General features: G+C 73.3%; 24 protein-coding genes. 13 read left to right on the top strand and 11 right to left on the bottom strand.

From position 1 onward, the window contains the following. Positions 1-111 precede the first annotated feature (111 nt). The 3 genes from ACQUQD_RS08800 to ACQUQD_RS08790 all read right to left on the bottom strand — a co-directional run bounded on the left by ACQUQD_RS08800 (position 112) and on the right by ACQUQD_RS08790 (position 2,406). Positions 112-873: a hypothetical protein gene (locus tag ACQUQD_RS08800; protein WP_428951470.1), complete on the bottom strand. Its 762-nt coding sequence runs from the start codon at positions 871-873 to the stop codon at positions 112-114. Next, positions 873-2,150, bottom strand: coding sequence for a VWA domain-containing protein (locus ACQUQD_RS08795; protein WP_428951469.1), 1,278 nt, complete (start codon positions 2,148-2,150; stop codon positions 873-875). Before ACQUQD_RS08795 ends, ACQUQD_RS08800 begins: the two co-directional genes overlap by 1 nt. A 61-nt stretch (positions 2,151-2,211) precedes the next feature. Beyond that, the gene (locus ACQUQD_RS08790; protein WP_428951468.1) at positions 2,212-2,406 is read right to left on the bottom strand and encodes a hypothetical protein; all 195 of its coding nucleotides are present in this window, start codon (positions 2,404-2,406) and stop codon (positions 2,212-2,214) included. Between the two features lie 36 nt (positions 2,407-2,442). On the opposite strand from ACQUQD_RS08790, the gene ACQUQD_RS08785 reads away from it, so the two are divergent. Both ACQUQD_RS08785 and ACQUQD_RS08780 read left to right on the top strand, forming a co-directional pair. After that, positions 2,443-3,357: a HipA family kinase gene (locus ACQUQD_RS08785; RefSeq protein ID WP_428951467.1), complete on the top strand. Its 915-nt coding sequence runs from the start codon at positions 2,443-2,445 to the stop codon at positions 3,355-3,357. Between the two features lie 8 nt (positions 3,358-3,365). Further along, entirely contained in the window at positions 3,366-3,644 is a 279-nt protein-coding gene (locus ACQUQD_RS08780) for a SelT/SelW/SelH family protein (protein WP_428951466.1), read from the top strand. 93 nt (positions 3,645-3,737) lie between these two features. Here the strand turns inward: ACQUQD_RS08780 and aceB are convergent, their stop codons facing one another. Beyond that, the gene (gene aceB, locus ACQUQD_RS08775) at positions 3,738-5,360 is read right to left on the bottom strand and encodes a malate synthase A (RefSeq protein WP_428951465.1); all 1,623 of its coding nucleotides are present in this window, start codon (positions 5,358-5,360) and stop codon (positions 3,738-3,740) included. A gap of 197 nt (positions 5,361-5,557) precedes the next feature. Next, on the bottom strand, positions 5,558-6,160 hold the full coding sequence (locus ACQUQD_RS08770; protein WP_428951464.1) for a nucleotidyltransferase family protein: 603 nt from the start codon (positions 6,158-6,160) through the stop codon (positions 5,558-5,560). A 195-nt stretch (positions 6,161-6,355) separates the two neighbouring features. Here ACQUQD_RS08770 and ACQUQD_RS08765 point away from each other — a divergent pair, with 195 nt between their 5' ends. Next, positions 6,356-6,676, top strand: a complete 321-nt coding sequence (locus ACQUQD_RS08765) for a DUF5955 family protein (RefSeq protein WP_428951463.1) — start codon at positions 6,356-6,358, stop codon at positions 6,674-6,676. A 37-nt stretch (positions 6,677-6,713) separates the two neighbouring features. Here the strand turns inward: ACQUQD_RS08765 and ACQUQD_RS08760 are convergent, their stop codons facing one another. After that, on the bottom strand, positions 6,714-8,189 hold the full coding sequence (locus ACQUQD_RS08760) for a PLP-dependent aminotransferase family protein (protein ID WP_428951462.1): 1,476 nt from the start codon (positions 8,187-8,189) through the stop codon (positions 6,714-6,716). Between the two features lie 100 nt (positions 8,190-8,289). On the opposite strand from ACQUQD_RS08760, the gene ACQUQD_RS08755 reads away from it, so the two are divergent. Continuing rightward, positions 8,290-8,895 carry a universal stress protein gene (locus ACQUQD_RS08755; RefSeq protein ID WP_428951461.1) on the top strand — a complete coding sequence of 202 codons (606 nt, stop codon included), beginning with the start codon at positions 8,290-8,292 and terminating at the stop codon, positions 8,893-8,895. Positions 8,896-9,009: 114 nt separating this feature from the next. Here ACQUQD_RS08755 and ACQUQD_RS08750 read toward each other — a convergent pair whose 3' ends face one another. Next, the gene (locus tag ACQUQD_RS08750; RefSeq protein ID WP_428951460.1) at positions 9,010-9,636 is read right to left on the bottom strand and encodes a response regulator; all 627 of its coding nucleotides are present in this window, start codon (positions 9,634-9,636) and stop codon (positions 9,010-9,012) included. Continuing rightward, positions 9,633-10,811 carry a sensor histidine kinase gene (locus tag ACQUQD_RS08745; protein WP_428951459.1) on the bottom strand — a complete coding sequence of 393 codons (1,179 nt, stop codon included), beginning with the start codon at positions 10,809-10,811 and terminating at the stop codon, positions 9,633-9,635. Before ACQUQD_RS08745 ends, ACQUQD_RS08750 begins: the two co-directional genes overlap by 4 nt. 136 nt (positions 10,812-10,947) lie before the next feature. Here ACQUQD_RS08745 and ACQUQD_RS08740 point away from each other — a divergent pair, with 136 nt between their 5' ends. Next, on the top strand, positions 10,948-12,024 hold the full coding sequence (locus ACQUQD_RS08740) for an ABC transporter permease (protein ID WP_428951458.1): 1,077 nt from the start codon (positions 10,948-10,950) through the stop codon (positions 12,022-12,024). Beyond that, positions 12,021-12,713 (top strand): ABC transporter ATP-binding protein, encoded by a 693-nt coding sequence (locus ACQUQD_RS08735; protein WP_428951457.1) that lies wholly within the window; start codon positions 12,021-12,023, stop codon positions 12,711-12,713. Before ACQUQD_RS08740 ends, ACQUQD_RS08735 begins: the two co-directional genes overlap by 4 nt. 69 nt (positions 12,714-12,782) lie before the next feature. On the opposite strand, the gene ACQUQD_RS08730 is transcribed toward ACQUQD_RS08735, so the two are convergent. Beyond that, complete coding sequence (locus ACQUQD_RS08730; protein ID WP_428951456.1) at positions 12,783-13,583, bottom strand: IclR family transcriptional regulator; 801 nt, start codon at positions 13,581-13,583, stop codon at positions 12,783-12,785. Positions 13,584-13,824: 241 nt separating this feature from the next. Between ACQUQD_RS08730 and allB the strand changes: the two genes are divergently transcribed. After that, a complete protein-coding gene (gene allB / locus ACQUQD_RS08725) occupies positions 13,825-15,171 on the top strand; it encodes an allantoinase AllB (RefSeq protein ID WP_428951455.1) in 1,347 nt (448 codons plus the stop codon). 5 nt (positions 15,172-15,176) lie between these two features. Next, positions 15,177-16,301 carry an allantoicase gene (gene alc / locus ACQUQD_RS08720; RefSeq protein ID WP_428951454.1) on the top strand — a complete coding sequence of 375 codons (1,125 nt, stop codon included), beginning with the start codon at positions 15,177-15,179 and terminating at the stop codon, positions 16,299-16,301. Between the two features lie 67 nt (positions 16,302-16,368). Here the strand turns inward: alc and ACQUQD_RS08715 are convergent, their stop codons facing one another. Next, positions 16,369-17,100: an SDR family oxidoreductase gene (locus ACQUQD_RS08715; RefSeq protein ID WP_428951453.1), complete on the bottom strand. Its 732-nt coding sequence runs from the start codon at positions 17,098-17,100 to the stop codon at positions 16,369-16,371. Between the two features lie 202 nt (positions 17,101-17,302). Here ACQUQD_RS08715 and ACQUQD_RS08710 point away from each other — a divergent pair, with 202 nt between their 5' ends. Next, complete coding sequence (locus ACQUQD_RS08710; protein ID WP_428951452.1) at positions 17,303-18,208, top strand: DMT family transporter; 906 nt, start codon at positions 17,303-17,305, stop codon at positions 18,206-18,208. Positions 18,209-18,273: 65 nt separating this feature from the next. Then, on the top strand, positions 18,274-18,690 hold the full coding sequence (locus tag ACQUQD_RS08705; RefSeq protein ID WP_428951451.1) for a ribonuclease: 417 nt from the start codon (positions 18,274-18,276) through the stop codon (positions 18,688-18,690). Between the two features lie 41 nt (positions 18,691-18,731). Here the strand turns inward: ACQUQD_RS08705 and ACQUQD_RS08700 are convergent, their stop codons facing one another. Beyond that, positions 18,732-18,950 (bottom strand): hypothetical protein, encoded by a 219-nt coding sequence (locus ACQUQD_RS08700; protein WP_428951450.1) that lies wholly within the window; start codon positions 18,948-18,950, stop codon positions 18,732-18,734. Between the two features lie 178 nt (positions 18,951-19,128). Between ACQUQD_RS08700 and ACQUQD_RS08695 the strand changes: the two genes are divergently transcribed. The 3 genes from ACQUQD_RS08695 to ACQUQD_RS08685 all read left to right on the top strand — a co-directional run bounded on the left by ACQUQD_RS08695 (position 19,129) and on the right by ACQUQD_RS08685 (position 22,439). Further along, on the top strand, positions 19,129-20,400 hold the full coding sequence (locus ACQUQD_RS08695; protein ID WP_428951449.1) for a histidine kinase: 1,272 nt from the start codon (positions 19,129-19,131) through the stop codon (positions 20,398-20,400). Between the two features lie 63 nt (positions 20,401-20,463). After that, positions 20,464-21,126 (top strand): response regulator, encoded by a 663-nt coding sequence (locus ACQUQD_RS08690; RefSeq protein WP_428951448.1) that lies wholly within the window; start codon positions 20,464-20,466, stop codon positions 21,124-21,126. Between the two features lie 65 nt (positions 21,127-21,191). Beyond that, a complete protein-coding gene (locus tag ACQUQD_RS08685) occupies positions 21,192-22,439 on the top strand; it encodes an ROK family protein (RefSeq protein WP_428951447.1) in 1,248 nt (415 codons plus the stop codon). The last annotated feature ends 23 nt before the right edge of the window (positions 22,440-22,462 follow it).

Below are 22,462 nucleotides of genomic sequence, written 5' to 3'. Positions count from 1 at the left end.
TCGCGGGCGCGGCACCGTCGTGGCTGGTCGCGCAGTTCCTCGCGCCCCTGGAGGCGCACCCGCTCGCGTCTGCCGGTGGGTGCGACCCCGCCGAGTCGCACCCTGGCAGCGTCAGACCGTGGGCGGGACCCGTGACGGGCGGCCCGAGCCGCGCGTCAGGGCGTAGCCGCCGATACCGGCGAGAGCCGCGAGCACCGCACCCGCGCCGGTCCAGAGCCAGCGACTGGTCCACCAGCCGGAGGCCCAGTCGTGGTCGTCCGCCGTCGTCTCCGTCGCCTCGGCCGACGGCCCCGCCGTCAGCGGAGCGGACAGCGTTCCGTCCACCGCCGCCGAGCCGCCGATGTCCTTGGACGTCGCCTCGACCGACGCCGACACGGGCAGGCCCAGATCGGCGTCGTCGAGCCCGGTCACCGTGAGCCGGACGTAGTACGTGCCGCGCAGCGGGTCGTTCGCCCACGGCTCGGACCACGCCCGCACCGTCCGCAGCGTGCACGCCAGATCGACACGTGCCGCGTCCGCGGCCGCCGCGCGCGCCTGCGTCCCGTACCTGCACGACTGGCGGCGCCGCAGCCCGTCGTACACGTCGATCCGCCAGGTCTGCGCGCCGTGCCGGGCCTGCGTCTCGGGAAGCTCGACGCTCGCCTTCACGGTCGGGCGCTGCCCCGTGTCCGCCGGGAACGACCAGTACAGGTAGTCACCGGTGGACGCGCTCGCCGTCGCCTTCTGGCCCTGCTCGAACGGCGTCGCCGTACGGAAGGACGTACCGGCCTCGGTCGGCGCCTTCTTCTCGTCGTCGGCGGCGGCCGGACCGCCCAGCGCCAGCAGCGCCGTGAGCCCCAGCAGAGTGCCCGTCAAAAGTCTTGTGCACCGCATCAGTTGGTCCTCCAGACGGTGACACGCCAGCGCGAGATCCAGCCCCACACCACACCCGCGAAGAAACCGACCACGACCAGCGCGGCCAGCAGCCACCAGCCGTGGCCCAGGCCGAACGCGGCCACGTCGGACGCCTCGTCGGGTCCGTCCACCACGTCGACGGTCAGCTCGACCGGCAGACCCGGGGTCGTCTTCACCGAGGCGGGCGCGGAGTAGGAGTTCGAGACCTGGAGGCAGACGGTCTCGGGCTGCGCCTCGTCGTCGTCCTGCTCGGCCTTCGGGTAGCGCAGCCCGGTCGAGACCACGTCGGTGCGCCCGTCGCCGGACTCCTGGCCGCGCACGATCTCCCGGCCGTGGGTGGTGACGGCCCGCAGCAGTACGCCGTAGTCCCGGTTCACGGCACGGTCGGCCGCGATGCTCACCGAGGCCCGCAGTTCCTTGCCGGGCTCCAGGTCCACGCGGTAGTAGCGGTGCTCGCCGAACTTCTCGCGGTCCGTGTACAGGCCGGACTTCAGCTGCGGTGCGTCGGCGCACTGCGCGGCGCCGTCGACGGCGACGGGGGTCACGACCGGATCGGCCGCCCGGTCGACCAACTGGCCGACCCTGTCCGTCAGTTCGTCCTTGTGACGGACCGAGGTGTACGTCCCCCCGGTGGCGTCGGCGATGCAGGAGAGCTGCGCGCGGGTCTTGGCGTCGGCCACCAGGCCGAGCGTGTCGATGGTGAGGCCGATGCCCTTCGCGGCGATCTCGCGGGCCACCTCGCACGGGTCCAGCGGCTGGCAGGTGTCCTCGCCGTCGCTGATGAGGACGATGCGGCGGGTGCCGGCGGCGCCCTGGTCCAGGTCGTCGGCCGCCTTCAGCAGGGCCGGGCCGATCGGTGTCCAGCCGGTGGGGCGCAGCGTCGCGACGGCGGTCTTCGCCTCGGTGCGGTCCAGCGGGCCGACCGGGTAGAGCTGCGCGGTGTCCTTGCAGCCCGTCTTGCGGTCCTCGCCCGGGTAGTTGGCGCCGAGCGTCCGTATACCGAGCTCGACCTCCTCGGGCGTCGCGTCGAGCACCTCGTTGAACGCCTGCTTCGCCGCGGCCATCCGGGAGTCGCCGTCGATGTCGCGGGCGCGCATGGAACCGCTGACGTCCAGGATGAGTTCGACCTTGGGGGCGGGCTTGTCCCCGGCGGGCTCGTCGGCGGCCACCGCGGTGCCGGCGGGCACGAGAGCGCCGAGGGTCAGGGCGGCGAACAGGGCGCACGCGCCCGCCGCCAGCCGTTGTCTTGTGATCATCGGCGGATCCTATGAAGCCGGGCGCGGCGATGCCAAAACGGGCCCCGGTACTGATGGAGTCTCAGTGCCCGCACAAAGTACGGAACTTCGGGTGGGTCCCCGCCCTGTCCACGGCCCCCGAGTACGCCGTCACCCAGCGGCCCGGTCCCGCAACCCGGTGGACCTCGCGGGCGACGGGCAGCGCGCGCACGTCGGACGGCGCGCGGTGGACGCTCCCGGCCGTCGCCCGGACCAGTGCGCCCTCCAGGTCCATCACGGTCGCGCCCGGGGCCGCTGATCTAGAGTTGCGGATGTGCTGCGCGAAGTGACTGCCACCCGCTATCTGAACCCCCTGCACACCGGAGGCTCCGTCCCCGGTGTCGTGGAGGCCGACGACCTGGGCACGTACGTCCTGAAGTTCACGGGTTCCGCGCAGGGCGTCAAGGCGCTCGTCGCCGAGATCGTCGTCGGGGAGCTGGCGCGCCGGCTCGGGCTGCGGTTCCCGGAGCTGGTGCTCGCCCACTTCGACCCGGCCGTCGCCGCCGACGAGCCGCACCAGGAGGTCCAGGACCTGCTGCGGGCGAGCGCGGGGCTGAACCTCGGGATGGACTTCCTGCCGGGCGCGGCCGACTTCACGCCGGACGTCGCCGCGGTGTTCCCCGTCGACCCGCTGGAGGCCGGCCGGATCGTCTGGCTCGACGCGCTCACCGTCAACGTCGACCGCACGGTGCACAGTTCGAACCTCATGGTGTGGCCCACCTTCGGCACGGCCCCGCCGCGGCTCTGGCTCATCGACCACGGCGCGGCGCTCGTCTTCCACCACCGCTGGGACGCGGCCGTGCCCGACAAGGCGTACGACTTCCGGCACCACGCCCTCGGCGGCTACGGCCCGGACACGCGCGCGGCCGACGCCGAACTGGCGCCGAAGGTGACCGAGGAGCTGCTGCGCGAGGTCGTCGCGCTCGTCCCGGACGCGTGGCTGACGGACGAGCCCGGGTTCGCCGCACCGGACGACGTCCGGGACGCGTACGTGACGTATCTCCTGGCCCGGGCCCGGTCCTCCGCGTCCTGGCTGCCCACGGACTTCCCCTCCCGCGACGAACTGGCGGCCGCCGACGCCCGGCGCGCCGCCGCCACCCAGAAGGGCCGCCCGGCCTGGCTCAAGCGGGTCCCGGACCTGCACGGCAAGCCGGCGGCGGAACAGGATTGGTCGGTGCATCTCCAGTGACATCCCCGGTGAGCCACAGGGTCCAGATCGAGTACTGCACGCAGTGCCGCTGGCTGCCGCGCGCGGCCTGGCTCGCGCAGGAGCTGCTGACCACCTTCGAGACGGACCTGCTGGAGCTGTCGCTCAAGCCCGGCACCGGCGGGGTCTTCGTCGTCCGCGTCGACGACGAGGTCGTCTGGGACCGCAAGGAGCAGGGCTTCCCGGAGCCGACCGCCGTCAAGCGGCTGGTCCGCGACCGCGTCGCGCCGGGCCGCAGCCTCGGCCACTCCGACAAGCCCGCCGAGTAGGCAGCCGGACAGGCAGCCCGGAAGACACGCGAAAGCCCCCGGCGCTGTGCGGTGCCGGGGGCCTTCTCACGGCCGTACGGGAGTACGGGAACGTCAGCCGAGCTGCTCGTAGGCGGGCAGCGTCAGGAAGTCCGCGTAGTCGGCGTCCAGGGAGACCTGGAGCAGCAGGTCGTGGGCCTGCTGCCACTTGCCGGCCGCGAAGGCCTCCTCGCCGATCTCGGCGCGGATGTTCGCCAGCTCCTCGGCGGCGACCTTGCGGGCCAGCTCGGCCGTGGCGGTCTCGCCGTTCTCGAACACGACGCCCGCGTTGATCCACTGCCAGATCTGCGAGCGCGAGATCTCGGCGGTGGCCGCGTCCTCCATGAGGTTGAAGATGGCGACGGCGCCCAGGCCCCGCAGCCACGCCTCGATGTACCGGATGCCGACCTGGACGGCGTTGACGAGACCGTCGTAGGTGGGCTTCGCGTCGAGCGAGTCGATGGCGATCAGGTCACCGGCGGCGACGGACACGTCCTCGCGCAGCCGCTCCTTCTGGTTCGGCTTCTCGCCGAGGACCTTGTCGAAGGACTCCATCGCGATCGGGACCAGGTCGGGGTGCGCGACCCACGAGCCGTCGAAGCCGTCGCCGGCCTCGCGGTCCTTGTCGTTCTTGACCTTCTCGAAGGCGACCTTGTTGACCTCGGCGTCCTTGCGGGACGGGATGAAGGCCGCCATGCCGCCGATGGCGTGCGCGCCGCGCTTGTGGCAGGTGCGGACGAGGAGTTCCGTGTACGCCCGCATGAACGGGGCGGTCATCGTCACCAGGTTGCGGTCCGGCAGGACGAACTTCTGGCCGCCGTCACGGAAGTTCTTGACGATGGAGAAGAGGTAGTCCCAGCGGCCGGCGTTCAGGCCGGAGGCGTGGTCGCGGAGCTCGTAGAGGATCTCCTCCATCTCGTACGCGGCCGTGATCGTCTCGATGAGGACGGTGGCGCGGACGGTGCCCTGCGGGATGCCGACGTAGTCCTGCGCGAAGACGAAGATCTCGTTCCAGAGGCGGGCCTCCAGGTACGACTCCGTCTTCGGGAGGTAGAAGTACGGGCCCTTGCCGAGCTCGATGAGGCGCTTGGCGTTGTGGAAGAAGTAGAGGCCGAAGTCGACCAGGGCACCCGGGACCGGCTTGCCGGCCTCGTCCACCAGGTGGCGCTCGTCGAGGTGCCAGCCGCGCGGGCGCATCACGACGGTCGCGAGCTGGTCGGCGTCCTTGAGGGCGTACGACTTGCCGGTGCGCTCGTCGGTGAAGTCGATGGAGCGGTTGTAGGCGGCGGTCAGGTTCAGCTGACCCCCGATGACGTTCTCCCAGGTCGGCGCCGAGGCGTCCTCGAAGTCGGCGAGCCAGACCCGGGCGCCCGAGTTCAGGGCGTTGATCGTCATCTTGCGGTCGGTGGGGCCGGTGATCTCGACGCGGCGGTCGTTCAGCGCGGCCGGAGCGGGGGCGACCTTCCAGGAGTCGTCCGCGCGGATCGCGGCGGTCTCGGGGCGGAAGTCGAGGGTGGAGGTGCGGGCGATCTCGGCGCGGCGCTCGGTGCGGCGGGCGAGGAGCTCGTCACGCCGGGGCGTGAACAGCCGGTGCAGCTCGGCCACGAAGGCGAGGGCCGCATCGGTGAGCACCTCGTCCTGCCGGGGCAGGGGCGCGGCGTCGACGATGGCCAGCGGGGACGGCGCTGGTGCGGACATGAGGCTGTCACTTCCTTCAGCGAGCGGGCGCGGACGGCACGGGGTGCCGAGGGCGCCGGGGTACGGCTGCTGGCCCCTCAACGGGGGACCGGCCCTTCTGATCGGTGGATACTAGTTTCCTTATCGTGGAAGTTCAATCGTTTGTTGATGTCGAGATTCTCTGAGTCGACAGAACGTGGCGCTCGGTGCCACGCCTTTCACTCAAGGTGGCGGAGATCCCTCTCGGTGTCGATGTCGTACGCCTCCGCGACATCCCCGCACTCGACCAGTCGCACGGCTCCCGCGTGTTCCTTGAGATAGGCGCGCGCCCCGCGGTCCCCGTCCGCGCTCGCCGCGATCCCCGCCCAGTGGTCGCGTCCGAACAGCACCGGGTGCCCCCGCTCCCCGTCGTACGCGGCCGCCGCGAGGGACGCGGGCGAGCGGTACGCCTCCCGGACCCGGGCCACCGCGGCGGCGCCGATGCCCGGCTGGTCCACGAGCAGCACGAGCGCGGCGGCCGCGCCGCCGCCGGCCAGCGAGCCGAGCCCGGCCCGCAGCGACGATCCCATGCCGTCCTCCCATGCCGGGTTCTCCACGAGGACGCAGTCGTCGAGCGCGGCCCGCTCCCGTACGTCGCCGGACGCCGCCCCGAGTACCACGTGCACCGGGCCGCAACCCCCCGCGCGCAGCATCCGTACCGCGTGTTCCACCAAGGGCCGTCCACGATGGGACAGCAGGGCCTTGGGGCGCCCGCCCAGTCGCCGTCCGCCCCCCGCGGCGAGCAGCAGCCCGGCCACCTCGTCCGTTTCTCCGGTCGTCATGCCCCCTGCATACCGCACGGGGCGGGCCGACGCCCGCGCGGTGGAAGTTGCCTTGCGCAACGGACTGGCGCGCAAGGCGGCTCGTGGCGTTAACTGGGCCGCCACGTATCCGAGTTGGGCGCCCGACCACCGCCCGGCGAGGGTCCGCGCTGTGGACGTACGACAGGCGCACAACGATGTGCGAGGGGGAGAACTGTGTTGCGGAGCGTGGAGCAGAGGCCGGTGACGGGCAGCGTCGACGAGGACCCGAGAGTGGCGGAGCTGCGCTCGGCCGTGTCCCGGCTGCGCCGGGAACTCGCCGCCCACCCGGCCGAATTCCCGGACCGGGGCATCGCCGAGGACGAGCTGGCGGCCCTCGACGCCATGGCGGGCGGCGGCAGTCCCGAGGTGCCGCGGCTGCGCCGGTCGCTGCTGCTGATCGCGGGCGCGATCGGGTCGGTGAGCGCCCTGTCGGCGTCCCTCGCCCAGGTGCGCGGCGCGGTGGAGCTGTTCGGCGGGCCGCCGGCCGAGCGCTGACCCGGCACCGGGCGGCCCGGATCGGGCGGGCCCGGCCTCAGGCCACCCAGTGCGGGCGCCCCGGCTCCTCGACGGTCGCGCCGAGCCCCGCGTCGACGGCCGCCGCGACCCGCCGCACCGCCTCCTCGGCGACCTCGGCCGGCTGCGTGTAGGGCCAGCGCAGCCGGTTCTCGAACGTGCCGGGATCCGCGCCGAACCGGGACCCGCCCTCGATCCGCACCCCGTGCCGCAGCGCCGCCCCGGCGAGCGCCGAGGCGATCGGCCGGCCCAGATCGATCCAGAGGGACATCCCGCCGGGCGGCACCTGCCACCGCCAGTCCGGGAACTCCTCGCCGAGCAGGCCGCCCAGCCGGTCGCGCTGGTCGCGCAGCAGGGGCAGGCGCCGGCGCAGGATCTCCTCCTCGCGGCCGAGCAGCCGCAGCGCCACCAGCTGGTCGAGCACGGAACCGGACATGTCGGCCATGACCCGCTGCGCCGTCAGCTCGGTGATCAGCCGCGCGCCCGCCCGCACCCAGCCGACCCGCAGACCGCTCCAGTGCCCCTTGCTCAGCGAGCCGACGGTGACGATCTGTTCACCGCCGTGCGGCGCCAGCGAGGCGAACGGCGGCGGTGTCGGGACGTCGAGCGCGATGTCCGCGATCGTCTCGTCGACGACCAGCCAGGTGCCGGTCGCGCGGGCGTCGGCGATGATCCGGCGGCGCTGGTCGAGCGGCATCAGCCGGCCCGTCGGATTCTGGAAGTCCGGGATGAGATAGGCGAGCCGGGGCGCCGACTGCCGCAGGATCGCCCCGAACAGCTCGGCGTCCCACCCGTCCTCCGTCACCGGCACGGGAGCGGTGCGCAGCCCCAACTGCCGGATCACGGAGAGGGCGTTGGCGTACGACGGGTTCTCCACCGCGATCCGGTCGCCGGGCCTGCCGAGCAGCGTGAGGGTGAGCGCGACCGCCTGCTGGGCGCCGGAGGTCACCAGGATCTGCTCCGGCCGCGTCGGCAGACCGCGCCGCGTGTACCGCTCGGCGATCGCGGCGCGCAGTTCCGCCAGACCGTACGGGTGGTAACCGGGTGTCAGCGCGTGCCGGGCCACGTCCTCGCTCGCCGCGGCGTACGCGGCCGCCAGTTCGTCGGCCAGCGCGCCGGGTGCCGCGACGGCCAGATCGATGACGTCCTCGCCGGCCTCCGGGGTGCGCACGCTCGTCAGCCGCGCGCCCTCGGGCAGCTCGGTCCAGGTCCCGGCGCCCCGTCGGCTGCGCGCGTACCCGCTCTCCCGCAGCAGGTCGTACGCGGCCGTCACCGTGGCCCGGCTGACCCCGAGCGCCGTCGCGAACTCGCGCTCGGCGGGCAGCCGCGTGTGCAGCGCGACGCGCCCGTCGAGCAGCAGCGTGCGCATCCCCTGCGCGAGCGCGCGATAGCCCGGCCGCTCCCCGGCGACGCCCGTCACCAGAGCGGCGAGCCGCTTGGCGCCCGGGCGCCCGGCCGCGTTGTCCATGCTGCGGACTCCTGTGCCGACTGCCATGCCACATTCCTGTCATTGGCCCTGCTCTCCAGGCCAATCAATCTACAGACTCGGAACCGGCCGACCAGAAGTGGCCTGGGTGGGAACGAGGAGGCACATCATGCACGCCGACAGGAGTGGCTTCAGCGACCGGTACGAGCGGGTGCTGCAACGCCGCGCGGAGGAAGCGGCGGGCGGGCGGCCGTGGGGCGGCCGTCGCCGTCCGCGGACCCCGGCCGCGCCGGAGCGGCCCGGCCGGGTCGTCGTCGGCGTCAGCGGTTCCCCGGCGAGCCGCGTCGCCCTGCGCACGGCGGCCGACGCGGCGGGGCGCTCCGCGCGGGAGCTCGTGGTGGTGCTGGCCTGGGAGCCGCCGGAGGGCGAGGGCATGTACCGGCGCTGGCCGGACCGTGCGTGGGCCCGGCACTGGCACGACTCGGCGCGCGCCGAGCTGGCCCGGGCCGTCGAGGAGACGCTGGGCGGACCGCCGCCCGGCCTGGCCGTGTCGCTCCGCGTCGAACGCTCCCGGCCCGGCCCCGCGCTCCTCGGGCTGGCCGCGCGCCCGGACGACCTGCTCGTCCTCGGGGTGCGGTCCCGCCGCGCGGCGGTGCACCGGTATGTGCGGCGGCACGCGGTGTGCCCCGTCCTCACGGTGCCGGTGCGCTCCGCTCGGCGGGCGGAGCTGCGTGCCCTGCGCCATCTGACACCGGGCGACTTCTGTGCCCCGTAAGGAGAGTGGGGAACTGCGCGACCAGCCACGGCAGAGCCGCAGACGCGTCTGCTCATGGAGCGAGCAGACGCGTCCGCGGCTCTTCGTGGGTTGCTCGCGCAGTTCCCCACGCCCCTAGCGGGGTCTCAGCAATCCGGATCGCGTCGCTCGGGCCACGGCCGACGTCCGCGAATCCACCCCCAGCTTCGCGTAGATGTGCACCAGATGGGACTTCACCGTGGCCTGGCTCAAGAACAGCTCACGAGCGATCTCCGCGTTCGACAAGCCGTCCCGCACCAGCTGAAGAACCTCCAGCTCCCGCCGGCTCAACGCCTCGGAGGGCGCCCGCAACCGGTCCATCAGGCGGAGCGCGATCGCCGGGGCGAGCGCGGAGCGGCCCGAGGCGGCCGTGCGGACGGCGGCCGCCAGCTCCTGCGGCGGCGCGTCCTTCAGCAGATAGCCGGAGGCCCCCGCCTCCACCGCGGCGAGAATGTCCGCGTCGGTGTCGTACGTCGTCAGGACGAGCACCCGCGGCGCCCCGTCGAGGGCCGCGATCCGCGCCGTGGCCTCGGCGCCGTGCATCCCCGCGCCGAACTGCAGGTCCATCAGCACCACGTCCACGGGTTCCGCGGCGGCCAGCTCGACCGCCCGTTCCGCCGTGGCGGCCTCCGCGACGATCGCGAAGTCCGGCTCGGCGTCCAGGACGGCCCGCAGACCGGCGCGTACGACGGGATGGTCGTCGGCGAGCAGCAGCCGGATCACACGTCACCCCCGGCGGGAACCGGCAGCGTGACCGCCACCGCCGTGCCCTGGCCGGGCGCCGACTCGACGGTGAACGTGCCGCCGAGGGCGCGGACCCGGGCCCGCATCGCGGGCAGCCCGAAGCCGCCGTCACCGGGCACGGCCAGGTCCGGGTCGAAGCCGCGTCCGTCGTCCACCACGTCCAGGGCCACCGAGGTCTCCATGAAGCTGAGGGTGATCTCCGCGCGGGACGCGTGGGCGTGCCGCACCGTGTTGCCGAGCGCCGACTGGGCGATCCGCAGCAGCGCCACCTCGTACGGGGTGGGGAGGGCGAGCGGGGTGCCGCTCGTCGTGAAGCGGGCGACGAGGCCGGGGGCCGTGGCGCACAGCCGCTCCAGGGCCCCGGCCAGCGAGCCGTTCGCCAGGTCGGGCGGGGTGAGGGCGCGGACGAAGCGGCGGGCCTCGGCGAGGTTGTCCTGCGCCGTCGACCTGGCCTGCTCGATGTGTCCGGCGGCCGGGGAGTCCCCGGGCAGGTCGCGCTGGGCCGCGCGCAGCAGCAGCTGGATCGAGGACAGCCCCTGGGCGAGGGTGTCGTGGATCTCGCGGGCCAGCCGCTCGCGCTCGGCGAGGGTGCCCGCGGCGCGCTCCGCGTCGGCGAGTTCGGCGCGGGTCGCGATGAGTTCCTCGATGAGGCGGCGCCTGCGCTCGCTCTCCCGGTACAGCGCCTGATAACCGAGCACGGTGGCCACGGCGACGGCCGCGCCGAGCAGCGGCCCGATGAACGCGCCCGGGTTCAGCGCCGCGCCGTGCCCGACGTACGAGGCGATGGCCGCGCCCGCCGCGAGCACCACGGCCGGGACGCTCCACCGCGCGGGCAGCAGGTGGAGCAGGAGGAAGTACAGCGGGAAGGCCAGCCACAGGGCGTCGGGGGAGAGGACGAGCAGCGCCGCCCACACCGCCCCCAGCGCGGCGAGCCAGCACGCGGCGCCCGCGCGCGTGGCCCGTACGGCGGGCATCAGCGGACCCGCCGCGTACACGGCGCCCAGAGCCACGGTCACCGCCACCACGGCCGCGACCGGCTCGGCGGAGCGGCCGGTCAGGCCACGGGCCACGACCAGCGCGAGCAGCCCCGCCATCAGCAGATGCAGGCACAGGCGCAGGGCGCGCAGAGCGGGGGTCAGGGAACGTGGATCCATACTGCTCACCAGCGTACGAAGCCGGCCGCCGAAGCCGGTCAACCGAAAGGTGGAAAGCGGCGTCCTTCCTTCGATCCGGGTGAAGCGTGCTGTGGCGCGATGCCCGTGCGCGGCTCGGGGCAGCAGGGTGGACGGCATGTTCGTCGCATGGAGAGACCTACGGTTCGCCAAGGGCAGGTTCGCCCTGATGGGAACCGTGATCGTACTGATCACGCTGCTGGTGGGGCTGTTGTCCGGGCTGACCGCCGGGCTGGCCCGGGACAACACGTCGGCGCTCACCGGGCTGCCCGCCGACCGCATCGCGTTCGCCCGGCCGGCCGGGGACCAGTCGGTGTCGTTCACCGGCTCCACCGTCCACCGTGCGCAGTGGCGGGAGCTGGCCGCACAGCCGGGCGTCAGCGGCGCGCGGCCGATCGGCATCGGCACCGTCAGCGCGCGGTCCGGCGACCACACCGCGGCCGTCTCCGCGTTCGGGGTGGAACCGGACTCCGGCCTCGCGCCCGACACGACCGCCCCCGGCACCGCCGTGCTGTCGCACAAGGCCGCGGACGAACTCGGCGTCGGTGTCGGCGACCCCCTCACCCTCGGCGGCACCACCGTGAAGGTCACGGCCGTCTCCGGCGACGCCTCCTACAGCCACACCCCGGTCGTCTGGATCGACCTCGACGACTGGCAGTCGCTCGCGCCCCGGGCCGGCGGCAACGGCCCGCAGGCCACCGTCGTCGCCCTCGACACCACCGCCGGATACGACGCGCCGGCCGCGGACCGCGCCGCGGGCACCCGGACCACGACCGTGCAGGGCGCCCTCGAAGCCATAGGGTCCTACCAGGCCGAGAACGGGTCGCTGCAGCTGATGCGCGGCTTCCTCTTCGTCATCTCGGCCCTCGTCATCGGGGCGTTCTTCACCGTGTGGACGATCCAGCGCAGCGGTGACATCGCCGTCCTGAAGGCGCTGGGCTCCTCGACGTCCTATCTGCTGCGGGACGCGCTCGGCCAGGCCGTCGTGCTGCTCGTCGGCGGCACCGCCGTGGGCACCGCGCTGGCCGCGCTGATCGGGGCGTTCGTGCCGGACAGCGTGCCGTTCGTGCTGGAGCCGCTGACCAGCTTCGGCCCGGCCGCCGTCATGACCGTCCTCGGAGTCGCCGGCGCCGCCCTGTCCATCCGGCGGATCACCGCCGTCGACCCCCTCACCGCGCTCGGGAGCGCCCGATGACCCTGCTGCTCGACGACATCACCCTCACCTACGCGGACGGGGAGGGCCGGCTGACGGCCCTGGACCGGGTGGACCTGGAGGTCCCGGCGGGGACGGTGACCGCCGTGGTGGGACCGTCCGGCTCGGGCAAGTCCAGTCTGCTCGCGGTCGCCGCGACCCTGGTGACGCCCGACAGCGGGCGGGTGGTGATCGACGGGGCCGAGGCGACCGGTCTGCGCCGGGCCGCGGCGGCGGAGCTGCGCCGCCGCGCCGTCGGCATCGTGTTCCAGCAGCCCAATCTGCTGCCGTCCCTGACGGCCCTTGAGCAACTCCAGGTCATGGCCCACCTGGACGGCCGTCGCGCCCGCGAAGTGCGGGACCGCGCCGCGGAGTTGCTGGACGCGGTGGGTCTGGCCGGACAGGCCCACCGGCGGCCCCACCAGCTCTCCGGCGGCCAGCGTCAGCGGATCAACATCGCGCGGGCCCTGGTGAACGCTCCGCGGGTGCTGCTGGTGGATGAGCCGACCAGCGCGCTCGATCATGAACGAGGGGCCGCCGTGCTGGAGTTGCTGGGGCGGCTGACGCGGGAGCGGGGGGTGGCGACGGTGCTGGTCACGCATGACCGGGCGCACCTGGGCGTCGCCGACCAGGTCGTCGAGATGGTGGACGGACGGCTGGCGGGGGCGGAGGTTCTGCGTCTGCCTCGGTAGGTGTGCGGGTGGGTGCGGGGTGCGTCGTGGCGACCGGCCAGACAGCACCCGCACCCGCAGACGGCCCCGCTAGGACGCCGCCCCGGAACTGGCCAGCGCCTCGGAGAGCTCCCGCGCCACCTGCTGGAGCACGGGCACGATCTTGTCCGTGGCCGCCTCGGTGACCCGCCCCGCGGGACCCGAGATGGAGATGGCCGCCGCGGTGGGCGAGTCCGGCACCGGCACCGCCAGGCACCGCACCCCGATCTCCTGCTCGTTGTCGTCGACGGCGTACCCGAGGCGCCGCACGTCCTCCAGCGCGTTCAGGAACCCGTCGGCCGTGGTGATCGTCTTCTCCGTGGCCGCGGGCATCCCGGTCCGCGAGAGCAGCGCCCGCACCTCGTCCGCGGGGGTGTCCGCGAGCAGCGCCTTGCCCACACCGGTGGAGTGCGGCAGCACCCGGCGGCCGACCTCGGTGAACATGCGCATCGAGTGCTTGGAGGGCACCTGGGCCACGTACACGATCTCGTCCCCGTCGAGCAGGGCCATGTTCGCCGTCTCGCCGGTCTCCTCGACGAGCCGGGCGAGATACGGCCGGGCCCACGTGCCGAGCAGGCGCGAGGCGGACTCGCCGAGGCGGATGAGGCGGGGGCCGAGCGCGTAGCGCCGGTTGGGCTGCTGGCGTACGTAGCCGCAGGCGACCAGGGTGCGCATCAGGCGGTGGATCGTCGGCAGGGGCAGACCGCTGCTCGCGGAGAGCTCGCTGAGCCCGACCTCGCCGCCGGCGTCGGCCATCCGCTCCAGCAGGTCGAAGGCGCGCTCGAGGGACTGGACACCGCCACTGGGCGTGGCCTTGGCGGTGTCGGTGGTGCTGGCGTCGGACGTCGGCACGGCGCGTTCCTTTCGAGGACAAGCAGGCGATGGTGCAGCCTACCGAGCGTTTCCCGACCAGTGATCCCTTGACCCCGAAGTTCGTCGGTAGCTACGTTCTGCGTACCGGAATAATAATTTCACTTTGTGGAAACGTCCAGAGAGTGTGCGGGACGTACGGTGCGCGCTGCGGACCCTTGACGGACCGCGAACGAGGAGTGAAGACTCCTTCAACAGAACGTTGAATCAGAGGAGGTCCAGGGTGTCGGACGTCGAAGTCGAACTGGTGCTGCGCTCGACCCGCGTCATCACCCCCGACGGTACGCGGCCCGCGTCGGTCGCCGTCGCCGCCGGGAAGATCGTCGCGGTGCTCGGCCACGACGCGGAGGTACCGGCGGGCGCCCGGCTCGAGGACTTCGGCGACCACGTGCTGCTGCCCGGCATCGTGGACACGCACGTCCACGTGAACGACCCGGGCCGCACCGAGTGGGAAGGCTTCTGGACCGCCACCCGCGCCGCCGCGGCCGGCGGCATCACGACCCTCGTCGACATGCCGCTCAACTCGCTGCCGCCGACCACCAGCGTCGACAACCTCCGCACCAAGCAGGAGGTCGCCGCCGCCAAGGCGCACATCGACGTCGGCTTCTGGGGCGGCGCCCTGCCGGACAACGTCAAGGACCTGCGCCCGCTGCACGACGCCGGCGTCTTCGGCTTCAAGTGCTTCCTGTCGCCGTCCGGCGTCGACGAGTTCCCGCACCTGAACGGCGACCAGCTCACCGCCTCGATGGCCGAGATCGCCGGCTTCGGCGGTCTGCTCATCGTGCACGCCGAGGACCCGCACGAGCTGGACGTCGCCCCGCACCACAGCGGCCCCAAGTACGACGACTACCTCGCGACCCGGCCGCGTGTCTCCGAGGACGTCGCGATCAAGGGCCTCATCGACACCGCGAAGCGGATCGGCGCCCGCGTCCACATCCTGCACCTGTCGTCCTCCGACGCGCTGCCGCTGATCGCCGCCGCCAAGGCCGAGGGCGTCAAGCTCACCGTCGAGACCTGCCCGCACTACCTCACGCTCACCGCCGAGGAAGTCCCGGACGGCGCCAGCGAGTTCAAATGCTGCCCGCCGATCCGTGAGGCCGCCAACCAGGACCTGCTCTGGCAGGCCCTCGCCGACGGCACGATCGACTGCATCGTCACCGACCACTCGCCGTCCACCGCCGATCTGAAGACCGACGACTTCGCCACCGCGTGGGGCGGCATCTCCGGCCTCCAGCTCAGTCTCTCCGCGATCTGGACCGCGGCCCGCGAGCGCGGCCACTCCCTGGAGGACGTGGTGCGCTGGATGTCCGAGCGGACCTCCGCCCTCGTCGGCCTCGACGACCGCAAGGGCGCCATCGCCGTCGGCCGCGACGCCGACTTCGCGGTGCTCGCCCCCGAGGAGACCTTCACCGTCGACCCGGCCGCGCTCCAGCACCGCAACCGCGTCACCGCCTACGCGGGCAAGACGCTGCACGGCGTCGTCAAGTCGACCTGGCTGCGCGGCGAACGCATCGTCGCCGACGGCGAGTTCACCGCCCCGCAGGGCACGCTGCTCGAAAGGAACAAGTAACCACCATGTCCGCGAACTCTGGGATACCCAGCTTCACCGGTGACGCCAGCCCCTACGGCGGCGGCGACCCGTACGCCGACTACCGCACCGCGGACTTCCCGTTCACCCAGTACGCCGACCTCGCCGCGCGCCAGCTCGGCGCCGGTGTGATCGCCGCGAACGACGAGTTCTTCGCGCAGCGCGAGAACCTGCTCATCCCCGAGCGCGCCGAGTTCGACCCGGAGCACTTCGGCCACAAGGGCAAGATCATGGACGGCTGGGAGACCCGCCGTCGCCGCGGCACCGGCGCCGACCACCCGTGGCCCACCGCCGAGGACCACGACTGGGCCCTCGTCCGCCTCGGCGCCCCCGGCGTCATCCGCGGCATCGTCGTCGACACGGCCCACTTCCGCGGCAACTACCCGCAGGCCGTCTCGGTCGAGGCCGCGTCGGTCGCGGGCGCGCCCACCCCCGAGGAGCTCCTCTCCGACGACGTGAAGTGGACGACGCTCGTCCCCCGCACGGCCGTCGGCGGTCACGCGGCGAACGGCTTCGCGGTCGACGTCGAGCAGCGCTTCACGCACCTGCGCGTCAACCAGCACCCCGACGGCGGCATCGCCCGCCTGCGCGTGTACGGCGAGGTCGTCCCGGACCCGAAGTGGCTCGCCACGCTCGGCACCTTCGACGTCGTCGCCCTGGCGAACGGCGGCCGCGCCGAGGACGCCTCGAACCTCTTCTACTCGCCGGCCTCCAACACCATCCAGCCGGGCTACTCCCGCAAGATGGACGACGGCTGGGAGACCCGGCGCCGCCGCGACAACGGCAACGACTGGATCCGGTACCAGCTCGTCGCCCAGTCGCAGATCCGCGCCCTGGAGATCGACACCGCGTACCTGAAGGGGAACAGCGCCGGCTGGGCCTCGGTCTCCGTCAAGGACGGCGAGGACGGCGAGTGGGTCGAGGTCCTGCCCCGCACCCGCCTCCAGCCCGACACGAACCACCGCTTCGTGCTCGACACCCCGGCGGTCGGCACCCACGCCCGGATCGACATCTTCCCCGACGGCGGTATCTCCCGACTGCGCCTGTTCGGCTCCCTCACGGAGCAGGGCGCGTCTCAACTGGCGGCCCGCCATGCGGAGTTGGGTGCGTAACCGATAGGAAGAGCCTGCGGGGCACACCGGCCTGACAGCACCGGTGTGCCCCGCATCTTTTGCGTGTCTACGCGGCGTGCCCGCCGTCCACCGCGAACTCCGCACCCGTGACGTACGCGGCCGCGGGCCCCGCCAGGTGGGCCACGGTCCCCGCGATCTCGTCCGCCGTGCCGAAGCGGCCCAGCGCCGTCATCTGCGCCTGCCCGGCCGCGAAGGGGCCGTCCGCCGGGTTCATGTCCGTGTCGACCGGGCCCGGATGGACGATGTTCGCCGTGATACCCCGGCCGCCCAGCTCCCGGGCGAGCGCCTTCGTCAGACCGATCAGGGCCGACTTGCTCATCGCGTACAGCGTGCCGCCGGGGCCCGGGACGCGCTGCGTCATGCAGGTGCCGATCGTGACGATCCGGCCGCCCTCGCCCATGACCCGGGCCGCGGCCTGCGCGGCGAGGAAGACGCCGCGCACGTTCACCGCGAGGACCCGGTCCACGTCGGCGAGGGCCAGGCCGTCGAGCGGGCCGAGAACGCCGACACCGACGTTGTTGACCAGCACGTCGAGACGCCCGAGCCGCCGCGCCGTCACGGTCACCGCGCCCGCCGCCTCGTCCGCGTCCGCCGCGTCGGCACGCACCGCGAGTCCGCGCCGCCCCAGGGCCTCGATCCGGCGGACCACGTCCTCGGCCGCCTCCTTGCCCTGCACATAGGTCAGCGCGACGTCGAAGCCGTCCGCCGCGAGCCGCAGCGCCGTCGCCGCACCGATCCCGCGGCTGCCGCCGGTCACCAGAGCCACCTTGCCGTTCATGCTCTCTCCTGAGGTCATCGGTCGTTGTGGCCTCGAGTACAGCGGCGTACGGAGGCGGAAGCTGGCGGCAATCGGACGCCACGATCGGGCCCGGCGGAGGTATGGCCGGGACGATCACGCCACGGGTACGGTGATCGCTCCCGTGCGAGCCGCCGTCGTCTCCACAGCCTTCATGCCTCCATCCGAAGCCGGAGACCCGCCCTTGACCGCGCTCGCCCTGCCCGCGCCCCGCCCCCGTGCCTGGCTCACCGACGTCCCGCTCCTCGCGGTCGCCGCCGTCTGGGGCGCCAGCTACCTCGCGGCCAAGGGCGTCACCACCCGGTCCACCGTGCTCGCGGTCCTCGTGCTGCGCTTCGGGACGGTGCTGCCCGTGCTCGCCGTGGCCGGCCGACGGGCGCTGAAGAACCTGACCGCCGCCCAGTGGCGCGGCGCGGGCACGCTCGGCCTGATCCTCAGCGGCATCTTCCTGCTGGAGACGTACGGGGTCGTGCACACCTCGGCGACCAACGCGGGCCTCATCATCAGCCTCACGATGATCTTCACCCCGCTCGCCGAGGCGGCCGTCACCCGCACCCGGCCGCCCCGCGCCTTCGTGGCGGCGGCCGCGACATCCGTGCTCGGCGTCGTCCTGCTCACCCAGGGCGGCGGATTCACGGCCCCGTCGGCCGGCGACCTCCTGATGCTCCTCGCCGCGCTCGCCCGCACGGTGCACGTGCTGGTCATGGCCCGGCTGAAGTCCGTCCAGGGAGCCGACGCGCTGCCGCTGACCACCGTCCAACTCGGCTCCGCCGTCGTCGTGTTCGCCCTGCTGTGCGCCGCGCCCGGCACGGGCGCGGCGCCGTGGGACGCGGCGGCCGCCTTCACCCCCGCCGACTGGGCGGGGCTGCTGTTCCTGTCCGTCTTCTGCACGCTGTTCGCGTTCTTCGTGCAGATGTGGGCGGTGCGCCGCAGTTCGCCCTCCCGCGTCAGCCTGCTCCTGGGCACCGAGCCGCTGTGGGCCGCGGCCGTCGGCATCGTGCTGGGCGGTGAACACCTGGGCGCGACGGGCCTGGTGGGCGGCGCGCTGGTGCTGGCCGGAACCGGATGGGGCCGCAGGGCCGCACGTTAACTCATGGAAAACAAGCTGTAGTTGGTGTTGACGTGTACCCGTCTACGCGCGTCACACTAGGGGGCATGAAGATTCCCCCACGCTTCATCAGCGTCGCAGCCCTTGCCGCCGCTCTCTTCGTCGGCGGCCCCGCCACGGTCGCCGCCCAGGCCGCCCCGGCCCCCGTCACCACCGCCGCCACGTTCTCCGCCGCCGCGGTCGGCGACATCTGCTACTCCGACCTGCCGTCCCAGGCACACGACACCCTGGACCTCATCGCGCAGGGCGGCCCCTACCCGTACGAGCAGGACGGCACCGTCTTCCAGAACCGCGAGGGCGTCCTGCCGTCCCGGTCCACCGGCTACTACCACGAGTACACGGTCATCACGCCGGGCTCCTCCGACCGCGGCGCCCGCCGCATCGTCACCGGAGAGGCGAGCCAGGAGGACTACTACACGTCCGACCACTACGCGTCGTTCGACCTCGTCGACCACGACTGCTAGACCACGACCGCCGAGCCGGAGCCTCTTCCGGGGCCCGGGTCCTAGTCCGCCTTCTGACTCTCGGCGGCCGCGATCAGGGCGATCGCGACCACGATCAGCGCGATGCTGCCGTACACCTCGCGGCCGTCGAGGAAGCCGACATGGCGGATCAGGCCCCAGCCCAGCCGGCCGGTGAACTCGTGGACGATGCCGACCACGCCCTGGATCAGGGCGAGGCCGCCGACGATCTCCAGAATCTGCTGCACCTGCTTCTTGTTCATGCAAGGACTCTCGCCCCGCGGACCCCCCACTCACATCGGCCGCGGGGCGAGGCACGTACGACGCACGTCGCGGTCCGGACGGTGCCGGGCCGACCAAAGTCGCCGATCGCGCGACTTTGGTCGGCTCCGGGCGGCTCGGGGCGGTGCGGGGCCTCCACGGTGCGTAGATTTGTCGACCATGGAGGCATCGACGCGGAGCGGACACCCCGGGCATGCGGCCCCGTCACCGTCGCGGTCCCGCCGCTGGCTGCTGCCGTCGGCCGTGGCCGACGAACTCGACCTCGACTCCGACGGCCGCCCCGGCCGTCGTCGGCGTACCGCCCGGGACTGGGCCGTCGACTTCAGCTGCTTCCTGATCGCGGTCTTCATCGGCATGCTCTCCGCCGACCAGCTGGACAAGAACCCGGACATCTCGCACGGCGTCGCCGTCCTCGACCAGCTCGTCGGAGCCCTGTCCTGCGCCGCGGTCTGGCTGCGCCGCCGCTGGCCGCTCGGCCTCGCCCTCGCGATGGTGCCCGTCGGCCTGCTGTCCGACAGCGCCGGCGGCGCGGTGGCGATCTCCGTGTTCACGCTGGCCGTCCACCGCCCGCTGCGCTACGTCGCCTGGGTCGCGGGCATCTCCATCGCGCTGATCCCGGTCTTCTTCTGGATGCGCCCCGACCCGAGTTCCCCGTACCTGGTCTCGGTCGCCTTCACCGTGATCATCGCGATCACCTGTGTCGGCTGGGGCATGTTCGTCCGCTCCCGGCGCCAGCTCCTGATGTCGCTGCGGGACCGCGCCCACCGCGCCGAGACCGAGGCCGCGCTCCGCGCCGAGCAGGCCCAGCGGCTGGCCCGCGAGGCCATCGCCCGCGAGATGCACGACGTCCTGGCCCACCGCCTGACGCTGCTGAGCGTGCACGCGGGCGCCCTGGAGTTCCGGCCCGACGCGCCGCAGGCGGAGATCGCCCGGGCCGCGGGCGTCATCCGGGAGAGCGCGCACGAGGCGCTCCAGGACCTGCGCGAGATCATCGGCGTGCTCCGGGCCGGCGACCACGGCGAGGAGTCCGGCCGGCCCCAGCCCACGCTCGCCGCCCTGGACCTGCTGGTCGCCGAGTCCCGCGAAGCCGGCATGAAGGTCAGCCTCGACAACCGCGTCACCGAACCGACCGCCGTGCCCGCCTCCGCCGGCCGCACCGCCTACCGCATCGCCCAGGAGGGCCTGACCAACGCCCGCAAGCACGCCCCCGGCGCCGAGGTCGCGGTCGTGGTCGGCGGCGCGCCCGGCGACGGCCTCACCGTCACGGTCAGCAATCCGCCGCCGCCCGGCGACGTGCCGCACGTCCCCGGCTCCGGGCAGGGCCTGATCGGCCTGACCGAACGGGCCACCCTCGCGGGCGGCCGGCTCGACCACGGGCCCGGACCCGACGGCGGGTTCGTCGTCCGGGCCTGGCTGCCATGGAGCGGCTGAGCGGCTGAGCGGCAGGCAGGACGACGGATCCGGTACGACAACGGTGTGACTACGGTGGGGGCCATGAACGTGATCCGTTTGCTGCTCGTCGACGACGATCCGCTGGTCCGCTCGGGCCTGACCTTCATGCTGGGCGGGGCGCAGGACGTCGAGATCGTCGGCGAGGCGGCCGACGGCGAGGAGGCCCTCGCGGTCGCCGGCACGGTCCGGCCCGACGTCGTCCTCATGGACATCCGCATGCCGAACATGGACGGCCTCACCGCCACCGAACGGCTCCGGGCGCGGGCCGACGCCCCCGAGGTGGTCGTCCTCACCACGTTCCACGCGGACGAGCAGGTGCTGCGGGCGCTGCGCGCGGGCGCGGCCGGATTCGTGCTCAAGGATGCCACCCCCGCCGAGATCCTCGGCGCCGTGCGCAGCGTCGTGGCCGGTGACCCCGTGCTCTCGCCCGCCGTGACCCGGCAGTTGATGACCCACGCCGCCGCCTCCGAGCGGGACGTCCGCGCGGCGGGCGCCCGGCGCCGGCTCGACGACCTGGCCGACCGCGAACGCGACGTCGCCGTCGAGATCGGCCGCGGCAAGTCCAACGCCGAGATCGCCGCGACCCTCTACCTGAGCGTCGCCACCGTCAAGGCGCACGTCTCTCGCATCATGACCAAGCTCGACCTCACCAACCGCGTACAGATCGCGCTGCTCGTCCACGACGCGGGCCTGCTCGACGGCTGACCGTCCGCGGAGTCACGGTAAATTTCACACCGTGATCTAAGCGTTGCGCGAAGGGGGAGCCAGGGATGGCAGGGCCACGCCGGCGGACGGTGCGCGATCTGCGCCGCAACAACCGGGCGACCGTATTGAGCAAGCTCTACTTCGACGGACCGCTCAGCAGACAGGAGCTGGGCCCGCTCACCGCGCTCAGTTCCGGCTCCATCAGCAATGTCGTCGCGGAGCTGGTCGCCGACGGCCTGGTGGAGGAGGCCGGCTCCGTCGACTCCGACGGCGGCCGCCCGCGGACCCTGCTGCGCGTCGCGCCCGGCAGCGGGCACGTCGTCGGGGTGGACGTCGGCGAGACCCGGGTCCGGGTGGAGCTGTTCGACCTGTCCCTGAGCGAACTCGCGCGCGTGGACGCCCCGTTGCCCGACGCGACGCCGGACGGCACGTACGACGCCCACGAGGTGGTACGCCTCATCGCCGGCGGCCTCACCCAGGTCCTGGCCGGAACGGACGTCACCCCGGCGTCGCTCATCGGTGTCGGCATCGGTGTGCCCGGCATAGTGGACGCCTCCGGCCCGGCCGGCGCCGTCGTGCACGGCCAGACCATCGGCTGGGAGGCCGTGCCCCTGGAGGCGATGCTGCGCGCCCCGGGCGAACTCCCGCAGGAGATCCCGCTGTTCGTCGACAACGGCGCCAAGACGCTCGGCCGCGCCGAGATGTGGTTCGGCGCGGGCCGCGGCGCCCGCAACGCCGTGATCACCCTCATCGGCTCCGGCGTCGGCGCCTGCGTCATCGCCGACGGCGTGCCCTACCAGGGCTCCTCCAGCAGCGCGGGGGAGTGGGGCCACACCGTGCTGCGGGTCGGCGGCCGGCCCTGCCGGTGCGGGGCGCGCGGCTGCCTGGAGGCGTACGTCGGCGCCGAGGCGCTGCTGGAACGCTGGCGCGAGGCGGGCGGCGACCGGACGTCGCCGGACGAGGAGGGCGCGCTCGCCGAACTCCTCGCCGACCCGGGCCCGGCCGCCGCCGAACTCCTCGACGATACCGCCGAGTTCCTCGGCGCGGGCATCGCCGACCTGGTCAACCTCTTCAACCCGGAGCGGATCGTCGTCGGCGGCTGGGCCGGTCTGCTGCTCGGCCCGCGCCTGATCGAACCGGTGCGCCGCGCCGCCGCCGCGTACGCGCTGCGCCACCCCTTCGCCCAGACCACCGTCGAACTCGGCCGCCTCGGCGCCGACGCGGTCACGGTCGGCGCGGCGACCCTGCCGCTCGCCCGGTTCCTGGAGACCGGCGGGAGCGGACGGGAACGGATCGTGAGCGGCGCGAGTTGAACAGGCAGAGCGGTGGACACCGG

Source organism: Streptomyces sp. cg35, assembly GCF_050410835.1.
Classification (GTDB): Bacteria; Actinomycetota; Actinomycetes; order Streptomycetales; family Streptomycetaceae; genus Streptomyces.
Note: the sequence above shows the minus strand (reverse complement) of the source record. Positions and strands in the feature narration are given on the sequence as shown.

Excerpts from the sequence above, each read along its gene's own strand:
- ACQUQD_RS08740 (WP_428951458.1), top strand. The coding sequence starts at position 10,948 with ATGTTCGTCGCATGGAGAGACCTACGGTTCGCCAAGGGCAGGTTCGCC.
- ACQUQD_RS08700 (WP_428951450.1), bottom strand. The coding sequence starts at position 18,950 with ATGAACAAGAAGCAGGTGCAGCAGATTCTGGAGATCGTCGGCGGCCTC.
- ACQUQD_RS08735 (WP_428951457.1), top strand. The coding sequence starts at position 12,021 with ATGACCCTGCTGCTCGACGACATCACCCTCACCTACGCGGACGGGGAG.
- alc (WP_428951454.1), top strand. The coding sequence starts at position 15,177 with ATGTCCGCGAACTCTGGGATACCCAGCTTCACCGGTGACGCCAGCCCC.
- ACQUQD_RS08685 (WP_428951447.1), top strand. The coding sequence starts at position 21,192 with ATGGCAGGGCCACGCCGGCGGACGGTGCGCGATCTGCGCCGCAACAAC.
- ACQUQD_RS08760 (WP_428951462.1), bottom strand. The coding sequence starts at position 8,189 with ATGGCAGTCGGCACAGGAGTCCGCAGCATGGACAACGCGGCCGGGCGC.
- aceB (WP_428951465.1), bottom strand. The coding sequence starts at position 5,360 with ATGTCCGCACCAGCGCCGTCCCCGCTGGCCATCGTCGACGCCGCGCCC.
- ACQUQD_RS08705 (WP_428951451.1), top strand. The coding sequence starts at position 18,274 with ATGAAGATTCCCCCACGCTTCATCAGCGTCGCAGCCCTTGCCGCCGCT.
- ACQUQD_RS08745 (WP_428951459.1), bottom strand. The coding sequence starts at position 10,811 with ATGGATCCACGTTCCCTGACCCCCGCTCTGCGCGCCCTGCGCCTGTGC.
- ACQUQD_RS08770 (WP_428951464.1), bottom strand. The coding sequence starts at position 6,160 with ATGACGACCGGAGAAACGGACGAGGTGGCCGGGCTGCTGCTCGCCGCG.
- ACQUQD_RS08715 (WP_428951453.1), bottom strand. The coding sequence starts at position 17,100 with ATGAACGGCAAGGTGGCTCTGGTGACCGGCGGCAGCCGCGGGATCGGT.
- ACQUQD_RS08755 (WP_428951461.1), top strand. The coding sequence starts at position 8,290 with ATGCACGCCGACAGGAGTGGCTTCAGCGACCGGTACGAGCGGGTGCTG.
- ACQUQD_RS08800 (WP_428951470.1), bottom strand. The coding sequence starts at position 873 with ATGCGGTGCACAAGACTTTTGACGGGCACTCTGCTGGGGCTCACGGCG.
- ACQUQD_RS08795 (WP_428951469.1), bottom strand. The coding sequence starts at position 2,150 with ATGATCACAAGACAACGGCTGGCGGCGGGCGCGTGCGCCCTGTTCGCC.
- ACQUQD_RS08690 (WP_428951448.1), top strand. The coding sequence starts at position 20,464 with ATGAACGTGATCCGTTTGCTGCTCGTCGACGACGATCCGCTGGTCCGC.
- ACQUQD_RS08695 (WP_428951449.1), top strand. The coding sequence starts at position 19,129 with ATGGAGGCATCGACGCGGAGCGGACACCCCGGGCATGCGGCCCCGTCA.